General features: G+C 59.4%; 11 protein-coding genes and 1 pseudogene. 9 read left to right on the top strand and 3 right to left on the bottom strand.

All coding sequences use genetic code 11. The annotated features are described in order from the left end of the window. Positions 1-115: 115 nt before the first annotated feature. From V8V93_RS16480 to V8V93_RS16440, 9 genes and pseudogenes are all read left to right on the top strand, one after another. A complete protein-coding gene (locus V8V93_RS16480) occupies positions 116-1144 on the top strand; it encodes a lysylphosphatidylglycerol synthase transmembrane domain-containing protein (protein WP_338667706.1) in 1029 nt (342 codons plus the stop codon). Positions 1145-1488: 344 nt separating this feature from the next. Further along, positions 1489-2616, top strand: a pseudogene (locus V8V93_RS16475) (IS3 family transposase). Between the two features lie 1213 nt (positions 2617-3829). Beyond that, positions 3830-4873: a transporter gene (locus V8V93_RS16470; RefSeq protein ID WP_338667705.1), complete on the top strand. Its 1044-nt coding sequence runs from the start codon at positions 3830-3832 to the stop codon at positions 4871-4873. 311 nt (positions 4874-5184) lie between these two features. Continuing rightward, on the top strand, positions 5185-6219 hold the full coding sequence (locus V8V93_RS16465) for an ABC transporter substrate-binding protein (RefSeq protein ID WP_338670201.1): 1035 nt from the start codon (positions 5185-5187) through the stop codon (positions 6217-6219). 68 nt (positions 6220-6287) lie between these two features. Then, positions 6288-7286, top strand: coding sequence for a FecCD family ABC transporter permease (locus V8V93_RS16460; RefSeq protein WP_338667704.1), 999 nt, complete (start codon positions 6288-6290; stop codon positions 7284-7286). After that, positions 7287-8132: an ABC transporter ATP-binding protein gene (locus V8V93_RS16455; RefSeq protein WP_338667703.1), complete on the top strand. Its 846-nt coding sequence runs from the start codon at positions 7287-7289 to the stop codon at positions 8130-8132. A 50-nt stretch (positions 8133-8182) separates the two neighbouring features. Further along, positions 8183-8812 carry a class I SAM-dependent methyltransferase gene (locus V8V93_RS16450; protein WP_338667702.1) on the top strand — a complete coding sequence of 210 codons (630 nt, stop codon included), beginning with the start codon at positions 8183-8185 and terminating at the stop codon, positions 8810-8812. A gap of 167 nt (positions 8813-8979) precedes the next feature. Beyond that, on the top strand, positions 8980-10650 hold the full coding sequence (locus V8V93_RS16445) for a radical SAM protein (RefSeq protein WP_338667701.1): 1671 nt from the start codon (positions 8980-8982) through the stop codon (positions 10648-10650). A 405-nt stretch (positions 10651-11055) separates the two neighbouring features. Further along, positions 11056-11292, top strand: a complete 237-nt coding sequence (locus V8V93_RS16440) for a hypothetical protein (RefSeq protein ID WP_338667700.1) — start codon at positions 11056-11058, stop codon at positions 11290-11292. Between the two features lie 548 nt (positions 11293-11840). On the opposite strand, the gene V8V93_RS16435 is transcribed toward V8V93_RS16440, so the two are convergent. Genes V8V93_RS16435 through nuoL form a run of 3 tightly spaced genes read right to left on the bottom strand, consistent with a single transcriptional unit; the run spans position 11841 to position 16637 of the window. Beyond that, complete coding sequence (locus tag V8V93_RS16435; RefSeq protein ID WP_338667699.1) at positions 11841-13244, bottom strand: NADH-quinone oxidoreductase subunit N; 1404 nt, start codon at positions 13242-13244, stop codon at positions 11841-11843. A 16-nt stretch (positions 13245-13260) separates the two neighbouring features. After that, on the bottom strand, positions 13261-14718 hold the full coding sequence (locus V8V93_RS16430; RefSeq protein WP_338667698.1) for a complex I subunit 4 family protein: 1458 nt from the start codon (positions 14716-14718) through the stop codon (positions 13261-13263). Between the two features lie 8 nt (positions 14719-14726). Then, positions 14727-16637 (bottom strand): NADH-quinone oxidoreductase subunit L, encoded by a 1911-nt coding sequence (nuoL, locus tag V8V93_RS16425; RefSeq protein WP_338667697.1) that lies wholly within the window; start codon positions 16635-16637, stop codon positions 14727-14729. Between the last annotated feature and the right edge of the window lie 4 nt (positions 16638-16641).

The following is a 16641-nucleotide window of genomic DNA, read 5'->3' as shown; positions in this document are numbered from 1 at the left end:
ATTGTCATGAGGCATCGCCTTTGAGTTTTCTCCTTGCGCAGCCCGTTGCCCGATGCTATCGCCTCCCATGTTGTCTATGGTATAAGGTGGTTGGTATATAAACTCAGGATGATTGATGAAAAACAATGCCATTCAAAATGATCCCCAGGGAAGGGCCGAGCATGGCAACTTGGTCAAGATGGTGTTGTTTTCATTGCTGGGTTCCGTAGTCTTGTTGGCTGTCGTGGCATGGAGTGCGGACCTGGGCCTCTTAAGGCAACTGCTTAGCCACGTTGACCGGTTCTGGTTGGGGGGGGCGGCCGCCTGCATGGTGGTCCTGCAATGCGTGTCCGGTCTTCGGCTGGCTACGTTACTGCCGGATGCAGAGGGCAGAAGCGGCCCTATGTATGCCTCGGCGGTGGAAGTAGCCTTTCTTTGTCAGGCACTGATCAAGATTCTGCCGTTCCGGTTGGGGGAAGTCGCTTTTTTCTGGCTCGCCAAAATGAAATTGTACGCCCCGTTTGACAGGACGCTTGGCGTTTTTTTGCGGTTCAGGCTGTGGGATTTACGCGTGATGGCCATCAGCTTCATCCTCTGTGCCGGATGGGTAGCCATGCGCCAGTATGCCTGGCTAAAAGTGTATATCGGTGTTGCCGGCATTCTGGGGGTGGCTTTTTTCTTGCTTTCGCCGGTGCGGATCTTGTCCCTGGCCGACAAAGTGTTCCGGTTCTTGACCCTGCTCCCCGGTTTGGGCTTTCTGCGCTCCTTTTCCGAGATGCTTGAAAAAGCTGTCGCCCGTTTTGATGAAGAGCAGACGGTGTCCGGAACGACGCTCTTGATGCAGAGTGTGGTCATCTGGGCATGGTATTTCATTGTAATCTACTGCCTGATACAGAGTTTGGGTATAGCGGTCGGTCCGGTGGCGGCCATTGCCGTTGCCAGCGGCATGACCCTGGTCGGTATCGTACCCCTCCAGACCGTAGGAGGTCTTGGCCTCGTGGAAATCGGCCAGGCCTCACTGTACATGCTGGCCGGGCTGCCTGTTGCCGAGGCCGCCAGCAGCAGCTTGGCAGTGAGCGTCCTCTTCCTGATGTTGTGCATCGTCGTGCCGGGAGCGATGTGGGCCCTTTTCGCCTTTGCCAGACTGGTCTCACGACGGGGTTAACGGCCTCCATAGACTATTGCGTGGCTCACCGTGAGCTGCTGTTGAGGCCCCTGCGTGAAAACGGGATCAATCGTAAGCCGTTTCTATTTACGCCACAGGCTGGATATCGGGACGGCATATATCTGGGTGCCAAACGGCAAAGTTTTCTCGTCGTCATACAAAACCATGCCCAGCACAAAATTCTCTCCACCTGCTTCTGCCAATTTCCGCATGTCGTTGAAGTCGGCAGCCGTGACCGTGGCGCTCGCCTTGACCTTGATGGTGACCTGCCCCCGTGAAATAGGTCCACCGACAATGTGAGTTCTACGGCGAAATCGACTATCAGAAAGTAGGAGGATTTCGTCGTGAAGAAATCAAGGCACACTGAAGAACAAATCGCCTTTGCCTTGCGCCAGGCCGAGCACGGGACTCCCGTAAAGGAAGTGATCCGCAAAATGGGGATCAGCGAGCAGACCTTCTATCGCTGGAAAAAGAAGTACGGCGGCCTCGGCACCAGTGAGCTTCGCCGTCTGAAGATGCTCGAAGAGGAAAACCGCAAGCTCAAACAGATGGTAGCGGATCTGAGTCTCGACAAGGTCATGCTGCAGGACGTGCTGTCAAAAAAGCTCTGAGGCCTGGTCGTCGCCGGGAGTTGGTGGACGACCTTCGGGGCGATTACGACGTGAGCATCCGTCGTGCATGCCGCATCGCACTCATATCCCGGTCGCTGTATACCTACCGACGAAAAAGCGACGATCAGGCCGAGCTCCGCATGAGAATTTGTGAAATCGCCGCTACCAGGGTTCGATATGGTTATCGGCGCATTCACGTTTTACTCTGTCGAGAAGGCTGGGAAATCAACCACAATCTATAAGGAGGAGGGACTGTTGCTGCGCAGCAAGCGGCCCAAACGCATCGTGAGCGCAATGCATCGTGAAAAGACAGAAAGCGCGACGCGGCCAGACGAGGTGTGGTCCATGGATTTCATGAGCGATGCCCTTTTTGATGGCCGTAGGCTCAAGCTGATGACGGTGGTCGACAACTATACGCGGGAAAGTCTGGCCATTGAAGCCGGCCAGGGTATTACGGGTGAGCATGTAACAGAGGTGCTGGCAAAGATAGCCCGTGATCGTTCACTGCCAACTCGTATCAAGTGCGATAATGGACCGGAATTCACGTCAAAGGCCTTGGACAAATGGGCCTATGAACACCACGTTGAGCTGGACTTCTCCAGGCCGGGAAAGCCTACAGACAACGGATATATTGAATCTTTCAACGGTCGTTTCAGAGACGAATGCCTCAATGTGAACTGGTTCTTGTCTCTGGAGGATGCCCAGCGTAAAGTCGAGGCGTGGCGACGAGACTATAATGAGAGTCGTCCTCACTCGTCCCTAGGCAACCTGACGCCCATTGAGTTCGCCATCCATTCCGGGCAATTGCCCGGAATGGATGGGCTGGAAAGACGCCGGGAACTCACACAAGCCCGGACCTAAAACGGGGGCATCTCCATCGGCGGGAAGTCTCTACTACTAGCTGGCCCTAAGATGGGAGACTTTACACGTCTCGTGTCCGTTATGTGTCCGTTTTTTTCCCGATGCCATGCGAAAACGACGACATTTCGCGCTTTCCGCACACCATGCTACAGCGTGTTTCGAATAGGCTTGGCGGCAAATAAGTCCTGTTTAATTAGTTGGTTGATGTGTTGATTGGGTTGAGTGCCAACAAAAATGGCATTCAAGAGGTCGTGGGTTCGATTCCCTCCAGCTCCACCACGAGAAAAATAAGGATTTCAAGTTAATACTTGGAATCCTTTTTTCGTTTCCGAAGGGCGCTAGTTGGAATATGTCCGCTATGTGTTCCTTTTGTCGAAACCATAGCCTTTGGGTCTTCATAATGGGCGGCCAGATTGTCCTGAATGACTGTAAGTTGACATTCAATTTGAGAAAATCGGCCACGTAAGTTGAGAAAGCTTGCGTGGTCGATTTTTTGTTTGGCATGGCGGATGCTTTGCGCGTTGGTTGATGGGGGTGGTTAGAGGGTCCAGTTGGCGAGGGCCTTGTGGCGGGTGCAGGCTGTCTCGAAGTAGGTCTGCGAGAGTTCAATGCAGATCTGAGAAGTGGGTCCACTTTGTTGGACCACTGAGCAGCGTTTTATAGGTGGACGGTTTAACGGGCTACGCTGCTTGGCGGGGCCGGGCCAGAGGGGGCACCTCTGGCTTGGATCGCGCCTGATATATCTCCATCGGCTTCCTGCCGTTAAAGGCCTTATGAGGACGGCGATTGCGGTTGAAATCAAACCATCAAACATTGCAGAGGCCCGGGAGATAGTCTCCCGGGCCTCTTTTTGTGAGGCGAAGCGTCGCTGGCGATTGATCCCGTTGGAGCGCCCTCTGTCTCTGCCCGCGGCGAGGGCCATACATTTTAATCGGTTTCTGTATTGGCGGTTGTAGCACGATTATAGTTAAACCCGTGACTCAATTGCCATGAAGTAATCGATTGCGTATGTAGTCTTCAGCAAAATATTTAATAGTTATTGTCAAATAAGATTAATGCAATTCTGGATAAGATAGCGATTATGGTGAGGTGTATTGAAAAATATTACTAACTGTGTGTTGTATAGTGTCTGCATTGTAAGTTGTTTTTTAGATTATAACATTCCGATTCCAGAGATCTATTCAATGGACGGCGCGAATCATGAGAGGTTGATGTGAAAAAGAGTGTGATTTTTTTTGTTATCTGTACATGGCTGATGACGGTCGGGGGGCTACATCGGGCATATGCGGAGTCGGTTGAGGCTGGAGGCGATAAGGCTGGGAAGGTGATGGTCGCTAAACCATCCAATAAAGAGCCCAAGTGCATAGGGCTTGTGAATATGTCAAATGGCATGGTGCTTCCCAAGGGAAAGATTGTAACCAATGTCAAGTATAGATACGTGCATAAAGACTCGTTGTATAACGGCAGTACGAAAAAGAACGGGAATTACGGCGGCAAGTACGATCGCGTGAATCAGTCTTTGCAGCTTACGGCAAAGGCCGGTCTGTTCGAAAATTTCGAAGCGCGCATTATGATTCCGTATTGGGATAAACAAGTCAAACGCAAGCCGGGCAACCTCTTGAAACCGTGGGATACGGATACGGTCTCCGGCTTGGGGGACGTGGTTGTTATGGGGCGGTACGCGCTGATGACTCAACGGAGCGGAGATTGGTTGAATCTCGCCTTTGGCGCGGGCCTCAAGCTGCCCACCGGCGATGCCGACCATGAAAACGGTTTGCCTTACTCCAATACGCACCAGTATATCGGTCCCGCCGGACAGCTCGGCACGAGATCGTGGGATCCGAAGTTCGAGTTGGGAGCCACCAAGATTTTTGGACGGTCCCGAGTGGACGCGCATCTTATGTATACCGTCACGGGGGAAGGCGCTCACAATTCACGTGTGGGCAACCAGTTCAAATATGATCTGGGATACGGATATGCCCTGAACAAGTACTTCGATGTGGAGTTGGAGCTCAACGGAGTGGACCAGCAACGCCAGTGGTATGATGGCTCGGCCGACAACTCATCGGGGGGCCATACCATTTACATCACGCCCGGCGTGCATTGGAAGATATCGAAAAACAGCAACTTGTCCGTGGGAGTGCCTCTGGTCGTCTACCGGTACATCAACGGCTACTCCTCCAGCCCCGAGCAGACCAGCCGCTATGGGCTCGGTGAGGATTATCAGATCATCACCCGGCTCGGGTTCACCTTCTGAAGCCGGGTCCGGGCGGGATGAGCGGCATGCCCGGTTCGGTACATGAACGGGGCATGCCTGCGCCGTGCCTTGTCCACATGCCACATGAACGGAGAGCGACCTCGGTGCCCATTTTTCCCATGATGCCGATCCCATAGGCATCGTTGCATCGCGATCTTGCGGATGGGCGCCGGGGTTCGGTCTTGTATCACGAAAACAGTCAACGCCGTGACGGGATTGGCAGAATGGAACGTAGGGCATAATGCCTACGCCTGGAGCGGTGTATCCAAGTGCCGAACCGGCGATCGAACTCCAAGCAGAGAGAACGCGTGATGACCTGTGTGACGAAAAGACTGATTGCATTTGCGGCCGTAGCTTGTGCCTCTGTCCTGTTGCTTGCCGGGGGAGCGTGGGCCCGCCGGATCACCGATATGACGGGCCGCGTCGTCGCGATCCCGGACACGATAGAGACGGTGTATGCAGCTTCACCTCCTGAAACCATGCTTGTTTATGCGATCGATCCGATGCTCCTGGCCGGGTTGAATTTCCCCTTGAAGGACAAGTATATTGACGCGCACACCTTGAATCTGCCCGTTATCGGCGGATATTTCGGCCAGGGCAAGACGCCCAACCTGGAGGCGCTCGTCGCGCTGAACCCGGACATCGTTATCGGCAGAAAATCAAATCCGTTGAGCGGAAAGTTCGAGGCCTTTCTCCGAAAGTTCAATATTCCGGTGGCGAACATCGTCATTGACAGATTGGATCAATATCCGGAGGCGATTGAACTTTTGGGGCATATCTTCGGCAGGGAATCCAGGGCAAAGGAACTCGCCGATTACACCCGGAAAACGTTTGCCCGGGTAAAGGCTGTAACAGCTTCAATCCCTGCGGAAAAGCGAGTGAAAGTCTATTATGCGGAAGGCAACGACGGGCTGCGGACGGAGGGCGGCGCATCAATCCATGCCGAGCTTATTCCCCTTGCCGGCGGAATCAATGCGCACCACGGAGGCGTCCTGACCAGATACGGAAAAGAAAAGGTGACTCTCGAAACGGTCATAGCCTATCAACCGGAGGTCATTTTTGTCGAACAACCCGATTTTTATAAAAGGATTTATTCGTCCGACGGATGGAAAAGCATCCCGGCGGTCAAGAATCACCGCGTCTATCTCGTCCCCCGGAGACCCTTCAACTGGTTCGACCGCCCACCGTCTTTCATGCGGATACTGGGGCTGAAGTGGGTCGCCGACATCCTCTACCCGGACCGTTATGATTGGGACATGGAGCAGGAATGCCGTGAGTTCTTCCATCTGTTTTTACAAAAGGACATATCTGCCCAGGACGCGCGACAACTCATGAGCGCCTCCTAATGAGACTGCCTCGACCTTTTGCCGGGAGGAGAGCGCACCTTTTTCGCGGCTGGAGGAGCCGGTCCCTGTTGCTTACGGGGTTGGCGCTCGGCCTGGTCCTGTGTCTGGCCGTGTCGTTGTCACTGGGAAAGTATCCCATCTCCCTGAAGGAGATGGGGCTGGTCTTGCGGCACGGGTTTTTCCGGAACGGGGGCCCGTACCCCGGCCATCTCCAACTGGTGGCCAATGTCCTTTTTGATATCCGCGCCCCGCGACTGGTCGCCGCGGCAGTGATCGGGGCGGCCCTGTCCCTCTCCGGGGCGGCCTTCCAGTCCATGTTCGTCAACCCCTTGGTTTCCCCGGGGCTTCTCGGGGTATTGCCCGGCGCCTCGTTCGGCGCTGCGCTCGGCATGCTGATCGGCAACTCCTGGTTTCAAGTTCAGCTACTGAGTTTTGGCGGAGGCCTTGTGGCCGTATGCATGGCGGTCTTCCTGGCCGGAATCTACAATGGCGACAAGCTGACGGTGCTTATCCTCGGGGGGATAATAAGCGGATCCCTGTTTACTTCGCTGCTCTCGATTGTCAAATACACGGCGGATCCCACGGATCAATTGCCGGCCATCGTCTATTGGCTCATGGGTGGTCTTTCTCTTGTCGATAAGGAGACGGTCGCCTACACCGCCTTGCCGATCCTGATTGGGATAGCGTGCATCCTGAGCATGTCCCGGTACCTCAACGCGCTCAGCATGGGCGACGAGGAGGCCAGGACTCTGGGGATCAACGTAAGGGTGGTCCGGTTGTGCCTCATCTTCGTCGCAACCGTGATCAGCGCGCTTACCGTTGCGATCGGAGGGTTGATCGGTTGGGTGGGGCTGGTGATTCCCCACATCGGCAGAATGCTGGTGGGCCCCAACAATTCCATCTTGCTCCCGACGACCGCCCTTGTCGGAGCCATCTATCTCGTGCTTGTCGATGATCTGTCGCGGCTTCTGCTGAATGTGGAAATTCCGTTGGGGATCATCACGTCGCTCGTCGGAATACCGTTTTTTTCCATCATCATGGGAAATGCGAAACAGGGATGGAAATAGATGACGGTGTTGCGTGTGGAAGATATCGGTTTTGCCTATGCCGACACCCCTGTCCTGAACGGTGTCTCCTTCAGCGTCGCCAAGGGCGAGCTGGTGTCCGTTCTGGGACCCAACGGATGCGGCAAGACCACGCTGCTTAAACTCCTTCTCGGCATCTTCGCGCCGCAAACGGGGCGGGTATTGCTGAACGGTGTGGACATCGGGCAGATCGGCAGGAAAAGCCTTGCCAGGCAGGTGGCGTATGTTCCCCAGGTGCACAGCGCTCCTTTCTCTTATCCTGTGCTGGACGTGGTCATGATGGGGAGGATGCCCCACAAGAGTTTTATCAGCCGGTACTCAAAAGAGGACGAGAAAGAGGCGCTCGGCGCCCTGGAGAAAACCGGGATTCTCCACTTGCGGGACAAGCCGTACACTCGGATCAGCGGCGGGGAAAGGCAACTGACCCTCATTGCCCGCGCCCTGGCACAGGGCGCCCGGGTGTTCATCCTGGACGAACCGCTCAACGGGCTCGATTACGGCAATCAAGTCAAGTTGTTGGAGCAACTGCACGAGCTGTGCGGCGAGGGCTATACCTTTGTCAAATCCACGCATTTCCCGGACCATGCCTTTTGGGTTTCCGATCATGTGATCATGCTTAAGAACGGCGTGGTTCACAGTGACGGCCCACCCAACGACGTCATTACGCAGGAAAATCTGTATGAACTTTACGGAGCAAGGGTTTTTGTCCTGCCGTATGCCGATAATTTCAGGATATGCGTTCCCGGGGTGATTTACGCGAGGCTTTGCGCGTCGGCGCCTGATGCGGCCGGCCGGTCCTGGCCCCCCCCGTCATCTGTCGTGAAGTGATCAAGACTTCCGGAAACCCGACCGCCGCCCGGCAAGGAGGAGAATCAATCATGCCCATACCGGAAAAGGACAAGTCTTTCTACAGATACACCAAGGGTCATCGCTTCGCAGCGATGTATCCGTTATTGGCTCGCGAGATCGTCGACAAGTATGGCCTGACCGAAGGGACGTGCCTTGATATCGGAACGGGGAGCGCCGCGCTTGTCATTGAATTGTCGAAGATCACGGACCTGGAGATCACCGCCCTGGATGCCGAACCCGAAGCCATATATATGGCTGGGGAGAACTGTACCCTGCATGGCGTTCCCGACGGTCGCATACGGTTCGTGACAGCTCCGGTGGAAGAGCTTCCTTTGCCCGATGAGAGCGTCGACTTGATCCTCAGCCGGGGGGCGATTCCGTTTTGGGATGACCTCCCGTCGGCCTTTAGGGAAATTTTCCGCGTGCTCGCCCCCGGAGGCAATGCGATGGTCGGGTGCGGATTCAGCCACCTCCAAACGCTTGAGGATGTCAAGGCGATGCGTCCGGTCTGGCCACCGGACGTCCTGGCGGAGCGGACCCGTTGGAAGAAAGGCGGCCTTGTCGAGGACGCACTGCGGCAATTAGGCGTCAATACATACAATATCACCGATGACGATTATGGTACCTGGGTCGAGATCTATAAGCCGGGGAGGATGTGAGAATGTCCGACAACACTTCCGTTCAAGTGTGCCGTATTTGCGAAAACGCCTGTCCGATTCCGTCGGGCGGCGTCGGCCGTTGCGGCCGCTATGGGAACAGGCACGGGATTGTCTCGGAGTTGTTTCCGAACAGGTATATCATGGCGTGCCCCATACGGATAGAGACCATGCCCATGCTGCATTTCCACCCCGGAGGGCGGTTTCTCCAGGTCAGCACCGTGGGCTGCAATTTCGACTGCCCGGGGTGCATTTCCACGGTGATCGTGCGGGAGATGAATCCGGATAGCAGGGCTCTGCAGGAGCTTACCCCCGGCCAGATAGTGGAAAAGGCCATCCATGACGAGTGCCTGGGCATTGCCTTTTTGATGAATGATCCTTTGGCCGCATTCGACACGTTTCTTGCCGTCGCGGAGTTGGCCAAGGAAAATGGCCTTTACGTCGGGTGCTCTTCGAACGGGTATTTTTCCGTGGAATCCGTCAACAAGCTACTGCCGGTCCTGGATTTCATCAATATCGGGATCAAAGGCCTTTCGGACGAGCGATACCGCGCCTGTGCGGGGTTCAAGGGGGTAGCGCCCGTATTGAGAAATATCAACATGCTGCACCAGGGGGGTGTCCACATTGAACTCGCCTGTATCCATAGGAAGGACAATGCCGCGGAATTGTTGGATCTGTGTGCCGTTATCAAAGACATATCACCGAAAATTCCTCTGCAGGTGATGCGTTTCATCCCTTTGGAAGGGGCCGACCCTGGACAGGAACCGCTGATCCGGGAAACGGAGGCACTCAGCCGGAAGATGCGCGCGCTTTTGCCTCATGTGTACGTGTTCAACTCTCCGGGCACGAAGGAGCTGGACACCGTGTGCCCCTCTTGCGGCGAAACAGTGTTGAGCAGGGATTTTTACGGCCCGATGGGGGCACGGCTGAAAACCCCTGCCTGGGGGCAGGAGGAGCGCATTTCCTGTCCCGAGTGCCGTCATCCTCTCGATGTGCGCGGGGAGGTCAACATCAGCGACTTCCGGGAAAAGGATTTTCAAGGGGGCTATCCCTTTACGCGGGCCCTTGAAATAGTTGAATCCATCCTGATCGCCATCGGCGTCGAGAGCAAGGCCGAGGTCATCCAGGTCTGGGAATATCTGCTATGCAATGGGAAAATGCACGACTTGCATCATGACATCCAGCAGGTGGAGAAGTATGTTCAGATGATACGCTTCTTCGGCTCATTGGTACACCGCGAGGGTTCGGCCAATATCCTGGCGGCCTACCTGGAAGAGAAGACGGAATCGGTCCGGGCCGTGTGTCTGGAGCGGGGTACCCGGCCCAGAGTCTATTATGCGATGGGCAAGCCGCAGTTCTGCATAAAGGGCGAGCGGTTCGAAAACAACCTGGTGGAAATATGCAACGGGATCAGCGTCAACCGGGAGATCACGGTCAGTGGCCGTCCAGGCATGAGCATCCCCCTGAAGACGCTCGAGGATCTGAACCCGGAAATCATCTTTATTTCGGCGTTCATTTCCAACTCCCCGGTGGACTTTTATCAGGAGTGCGTGGAGAAAGGCCTTGATATAGACGCGGTGCAGAACAAACGCATTTATACCTCTCCGATTCCGAGTAGCGATTTCGGCTGTCCCAAGTGGATATTGGGGCTGATGAATATTGCCAATGAAATGCATCAGGGCGAGCGCCCCTTCGATATATTCAAGGAAGCGACGGGATTCTACGCCAGGTTTTATGGGGTGCCGTTCAATATGCAGGATGTGAACAGGTCGTTCGGCAAGCCGGATGCAGCCTGGACATGGGAGGCCGAGGAGCAACGGCCCTCTTCCGTTCCCGTGTAATCGTTGTGGCTTTTCCCCGGATTTATGTAACCATGGGAAGCGGTGCCCGAATTGGTGCCCCAGCCGTTACTGGAAGCGTGGCCGCTTTGTTGAACCACTGAGCGACGTTTTTACGGTGGACAGATGAGCGGACTACGCCGCTTGGCAGGCCAAGCCAGAGGGGGTACCCCCTCTGGCTTGGGGCACGTTTGATATATCTCCATCAGCGGGAGTTTTTACTGCGGGCCGCCCCTAAGACGCGGGACTTTACAACGGTGCGAATAGGATGGCAAACAGAGCCTCGGGCTCGCAGTGTGCGCAGCCAAGCGCGGGCTGGGAAAACTTGGGGGAAATCCTAAGCCCCGGGCCGGAGGACGCCGGCCTCGGATCGAACACGGAACGGCCACAAACCGACGAGGACAGGATATGGACAGCGAACAGGAAAAGGTCAAAAAGATTTTCATGGGTTACCACCCCCGGACGCACGATGGCAGCTCTCCGCGATCGCGCACCCGCAGTGACTCCATTGCAGTAATGGAGGCCTTTAACAAAAGGCAGGGGGAGGGGAAGCTTCGGGCTGAGATTGTCGAAATCGCCTACAGCGATCTTTGCGCCGTTGCCGTTATGGAGACAACAATCGGCAAGGTCTGGCAGTACCTCTGATTCCCGCCTGACGTGGTTTACCGCCTTCGGGCGACAATCCTCCCGAGCACAACAAGGTGCCGCGACCAAAGCCGCAGGGAATGAGAGGTTGCGGGGGCTGTTAAAAAAGGCATGAAAAAGGGTGTTGGTCCGCGCTGTTTTGAAGGGCGCGCAAGAGGGCCCGGATGCAACCCCCTGCGGCTCCACCAAGATATGGCAAGGGCTTGGAAGGTTTTCCTTTCAGGCCTTTTTTTATGGGATATGCAGCATATCAAATGCGATAAGGTGGATATGTACTATTGGTGCGGCCCCCTGACCCCGCATTTCCCGCAGTGCAAACTGCATGTTCCGGAGTCCGTGGAAAGTGGAAGGGCGGTCAAGGATGTCCACGGGGCATCATCAACGGGCCGCATACCTGACATTCGAGGCGGGTGGGCTTTGCAGGGGACTGGTCAGTCTGTCCTTTGTTTTTTCTGCAAAGGAATAACACGCGGCAATCCGACGGCCGGCAGGACATAAGGGCTCCGAACGAAGCCTCGAAGTCCTGCTTTTCGTTGCTATTCGAGTTGCTAGGGGATCAGTTGCAGGATGGGCGACGGGGCGACTCCCAGGCCGAGGAGGGCGAGCAGGACCAGGAACACGGCCACGCCGCCCCCTATGGACAGCCGCTCCGGGGCCGTCGGTGCATCGCCTTCGCGGAGGTAGAGGGCGACCAGGGGGCGCAGGTAGTAGTACACGGACAGGGCCGCGCCCAGGATGCCGATGACGCCCAGCCAGTTGTAGCCACCCATGATGGTCGCCCGGAAGAGGAGCAGCTTGCCCGTGAAACCGGCCGTGGGCGGCAAACCGGAAAGGGCGGCCAGCCCCGCGGCCAGTAGCCCGGCGGCCCAGGGGCGCGTCCGGCCCAGGCCACGCAGGGAGGCCAGAGTGTCCACGGGCTCGGGGCCGTCGTCCAGCAGGGAGAGCCCGCCGAAGGCGGCCAGGTCCATGACGGCCAGGGCGGCGGCGTAGAACATGACCGGGCCCGGCCCGGCCTGGTTCACGCAGAGTACGCCCATGAGCAGGTAGCCCATGTGCGCGGCAGAGGAGAAACCGAGCATGCGCTTGAGGCTGGTCTGGGCCAGGGCGGCCAGGTTGGCGGCCAGCATGGTCAAGGCGGCCAGCCCCCAGAGCACCGGGACCGTGGCGGGCCACAACTCGGGGCCCAGCGCCAGGACGATGCGCAGCAGTCCGCCGCCGACCGCGGCTTTGACCATGGAGGTCAGCAGGGCGGCCACCGAGGCCGGGGCTCCGTGGTAGACGTCCGGGGCCCAGAGGTGGAACGGGGCCAGCGACAGCTTGAAGGCCACCCCGACCAGGATCATGCCCAGGCCGATGAGCACGGTGCCGCCGCCCTCCGGGGCGTGCAGGCTGTGCGCGATATCCAGGCTGCCCGAGCCCGCGTAGACAAGCCCGATGCCGAAGAGCAGCACGCCGCTGGCCGTGGCTCCCATGACGAAATACTTGACCGAGGCCTCGGTTCCGCCGCTGTCCTTGCGCAGGCCGATGAGAATGTAGAGCGGCAGGGAGAGCAACTCCAGCCCGAGGAAGAAGGCCAGCCAGTTCCGGCCGCCCGCCAGGATTATGCCGCCCAGCAGGGCGGTCAGGAACAGGGCGTAGAGCTCGTCGTCGTGCTTGCGCCCTTCGCGTTTGAGCTCGGCTCCGAAGAAGAGCAGCACGCCTATGCCCAGGGCGCAGATCAGGGGCAGGAAATAGGCGGTCAGCATGCCCGTGGCCAGGAACGGCTTCAGGGCCGGGAGGACCGGACCGCTTGCTGGGTACACGGCCAGGCCGAAGGATCCGGCCAGGAGCGTGGCGGCCAGGGTCACGCCGTACAGCCCGACGGGCCGTCTGAAGAGCGTGCCCAGGACGAAGCAGAGCAGGATGCCCAGCGTGAGCAGCAGATGCGGTGCGAAGAGGAGAATATCGTGCATGGTCGCTTCCCTCTGCCTAGACCGGCCTGCTTGTCGCCAGGACGTTGAGCGGTTCGCGGATGAGGTCGAGCAGCGGGCCGGGGTGGACGCCGATGAACAGCACGGCCAGGGCGAAGACCGACAGGATCAGGATTTCCCGACCGTTCAGGTCCGCGGCTCCGCCGGACTCGGTCAGCGGACCCGGCCGTCCCAGGACCGTGCCCCGCAGCAGGCGCAGGACGTAGGCCAGGCCGACCACGATGCCGAAGAAGGCCAGGGACGCGCCCACCGGGTAGACCTTGAAGGAACCGAGCATGATCATCAGTTCGCCCACGAAGTTGGACAGGCCGGGCAGTCCGGCCGAGGCCACGGCGAAAAAGAGCATGAACGCGCCGTATACCGGCATCTTCCCCCATAGTCCGCCGAAGTCCGAGAGCCGCCGGGAGTGGAAGCGCTCGGCCAGCATGCCGACCATGACGAACAGCGCGCCCGTGGTCAGGGCGTGGCTGACCATCATGACCACGGCGCCGGACAGGCCGGTGCGGTCGAAGGCGAACAGAGCGAAGGTGATCAGCCCCATGTGGGCCACGCTGGAATAGGCCACCAGTCGCTTGGCGTCCTGTTGGGCCAGGGCGGTCCAGGAGGCGTAGAACAGCCCGGCCAGCCCGAGCCCGGCCAGCCAGGGGGCGGCGGCCGCCACGGCCTGGGGGAACAGGGGAATGGCCCAGCGCAGCATGGCGTAGGCCCCGGTCTTGAGCAGGACTCCGGCCAGGAGCAGGCTGCCTGCCGTGGGGGCCTGGGTGTGGGCGTCCGGCAGCCATGTGTGAACCGGCAGCAGCGGGGTCTTGACCGCGAAGGCCAGGATGAAGGCCGCGGCGCACCAGCCCTGCATGGCTCCGGACACGGGCGACGCGGCCAGGGCGGCCAGGGACGGATCGACCCCGGTCAGCATAAGCCAGACCACGGCCAGGAGCATGGGCAGGCCGCCGACCATGCTGAAGACGAAGAACTTGAGCGCTGCGTAGCGCCGCCGCTCGTGCCCGAACCGCCCGATGAGGAAGAACATGGGGATGAGCTGCGCCTCCCAGAAGAGGTAGAAGAGCAGCAGGTCGCGGGCCAGGAACACGCCGATGGCCGCGCTCAGGGCCGCCAGGAGCAGGCAGTGGAACACGGCTACGCCCTCGCGGATCTCGCGCCAGGAGGTCAGGATGCCGAGTACGCCGAGCAGGGCCGTGAGCAGGACCAGGATATAGCTCAGTCCGTCCATGGCCAGGGAGTACTGTACGCGGAGCAAGGGAATCCAGTCGAACCGCTCGATCAGTATGCCCGCGTCGAAGACCTCCGGCAAAAGGACCAGGGCCAGGGCCAGTTCGGCCAGAGCGGCGGTCAGACAAATGAACCGGGCCTGGGCCGGTTGGCGGTGGAAGAACAGCCCGGCCAACCCGCCGAGGAGCGGGAGCAGAATCAGTGCGGTGAGGAGCGGAAAATCGTACATGGCGGACCTCACCGAATTCCTACGGCGGCCATGACCACGAGCATGGCGACCATGCCCAGCAGGAGCCAGAGCAGATAGTTGGAGAGGCGCTCGACGCCCCACTTGGAGAGTCGTCCGCCCGCGCGCAGGGCCAGAGACCCGAGGCCGAGGGCCGCGCCGTCAACCAGCCGGTCCTCCACGTTCTGCCACACCCGCGAGGCCGCCCGTGCATAGGGCCGGGCCACGCCGTTCATGTACAGGGCGTCCAGGTCCCAGCCGTTGAGCAGGAAGCGGGGCACCCCCCTGTCCGGGGCCGGGGCGCGGCGCTCGCGCCAGGGGCCGTACAGGTACAGGGCGACGGCCAATCCGAGCACGGCCAGCCCGGCGTCCAGCCCTTCGGCCAGGGTGCCGGTCCATTCGGCCCCGTGGGACGTGGACAGGATGAGCCCGGTCAGGTGATCGAGCCACTGGGCGGGTGCGCCGATGCGATGGGCGAAGTGTGCGGGCAGGTCCAGGAGCCCGGCGACCACGGCCAGCAGGGCCAGGGGCCAGAGCACGTGGAGCATGGCGGCGGGCGTCTTCTCGGTGCCGGTTTCCGGGGGCAGGGCCGGGCGGCCCGTAAAGGCCAGGAGAAAGACGCGGAAGCTGTAGACGGCGGTGAGCAGCGCGGTGACCGTACCCGCCGCCCAGACCAGGACCCAGATGGCCTGGCCGGTCTGGGCCATGTTCAGGGCGTTTTCCAGGATGCGCCCCTTGCTGAAGAACCCGGCGAACGGCGGCAGCCCGGCCAGGGCCGCGGCTCCGCAGAAGAAGGCCGGGGCCGCGCCGGGCACGAGCTTGCGCACCCGCGCGCCCATGCGGAAGATGTCGTGCTCCTCGTCCAGGGCCTGGATGACGATGCCCGCGACCATGAACAGCAGGGACTTGAAAAAGGCGTGCACCAGCAGGTGGAAGAAGCTGCCCGACGGGTCGCCCGCGCCCACGCCCAGGAACATGTAGCCCACCTGGCTGATGGTCGACCAGGCCAGGACGCGCTTGATGTCGTGCTGGGCCAGGGCCGAGCAGGCGGCGACGAAGGCGGTCAGCGCGCCGACCACGGCCACGGCCTGGAGGGCGATGGCGTCTGCGTGGAGCAGGACCGGGAAAGTGCGGATGAGCAGGTAGACGCCCGCGGTGACCATGGTGGCCGCGTGGATCAGGGCCGACACCGGGGACGGGCCGGCCATGGCGTCCGGCAGCCAGACCAGCAGCGGCAGTTGGGCGGACTTGCCCGTGGCGGCCACGAGCAGGAGCAGGCCAACCAGGGTCAGTGTGCCCGCGGCCATGACCGGGGCGTTGTGCGACAGGTGCTGGATGCTCAGGTCGCCGGTGGAACTGAAGAGCACGGCCAGGGCGCCCAGGAAGGCCACGTCGCCGATGCGCGTGACCAGGAAGGCCTTGTTGCCCGCGAGCACGTTTTTGGGCTCATGGTACCAGAAGCCGATGAGCGCGAAGGAGCAGAAGCCCACGCCCTCCCAGCCCATGAACAGGAAGACCAGGTCGTCGGCCATGGCGATGGACTGCATGAAGAAGACGAACAGGTTGAGGTAGCAGAAATAGCGCACCCAGCCGTCGTCGTCGCGCATGAAATACAGGGAGTGCACGTGGATAACCAGCGAGACGAAGGCCACCATGGTGGTCATCACCGCGCACAGGGGGTTGTACAGCAGGGTCGCGGACACCCGCAGCCCGCCCGCCTCGAACCAGTCGAAGAGGTGGACCGACAGTTCCTGGCCGCGCCCGAGCTGCGTCCAGCCGAGGACCGCACCGGCCAGGGAGGCGCCCACGGCCAGGCAGGCCAGCGAGCCGGACACCGCGCGCGGCAAGGCGCGTCCGGCCAGGGCCAGGATCACGGCGCCCGCCAGGGGGGCGAAGAGGGTCAGGCAGAGTGTCGCGGTCATGCCG

This window comes from Pseudodesulfovibrio sp. 5S69 (assembly GCF_037094465.1).
Lineage (GTDB): Bacteria > Desulfobacterota > Desulfovibrionia > Desulfovibrionales > Desulfovibrionaceae > Pseudodesulfovibrio > Pseudodesulfovibrio methanolicus.
The sequence above is the reverse complement of the archived record's forward strand: the minus strand, read 5'-3'. Positions and strand labels throughout refer to the sequence as shown.

What these genes read in the sequence shown, in the direction of transcription:
- V8V93_RS16480 (WP_338667706.1), top strand. Translation starts at nt 116, where the DNA reads ATGAAAAACAATGCCATTCAAAATGATCCCCAGGGAAGGGCCGAGCAT.
- V8V93_RS16465 (WP_338670201.1), top strand. Translation starts at nt 5,185, where the DNA reads ATGACCTGTGTGACGAAAAGACTGATTGCATTTGCGGCCGTAGCTTGT.
- V8V93_RS16455 (WP_338667703.1), top strand. Translation starts at nt 7,287, where the DNA reads ATGACGGTGTTGCGTGTGGAAGATATCGGTTTTGCCTATGCCGACACC.
- V8V93_RS16450 (WP_338667702.1), top strand. Translation starts at nt 8,183, where the DNA reads ATGCCCATACCGGAAAAGGACAAGTCTTTCTACAGATACACCAAGGGT.
- V8V93_RS16445 (WP_338667701.1), top strand. Translation starts at nt 8,980, where the DNA reads ATGCCCATGCTGCATTTCCACCCCGGAGGGCGGTTTCTCCAGGTCAGC.
- V8V93_RS16440 (WP_338667700.1), top strand. Translation starts at nt 11,056, where the DNA reads ATGGACAGCGAACAGGAAAAGGTCAAAAAGATTTTCATGGGTTACCAC.
- V8V93_RS16435 (WP_338667699.1), bottom strand. Translation starts at nt 13,244, where the DNA reads ATGCACGATATTCTCCTCTTCGCACCGCATCTGCTGCTCACGCTGGGC.
- V8V93_RS16430 (WP_338667698.1), bottom strand. Translation starts at nt 14,718, where the DNA reads ATGTACGATTTTCCGCTCCTCACCGCACTGATTCTGCTCCCGCTCCTC.
- nuoL (WP_338667697.1), bottom strand. Translation starts at nt 16,637, where the DNA reads ATGACCGCGACACTCTGCCTGACCCTCTTCGCCCCCCTGGCGGGCGCC.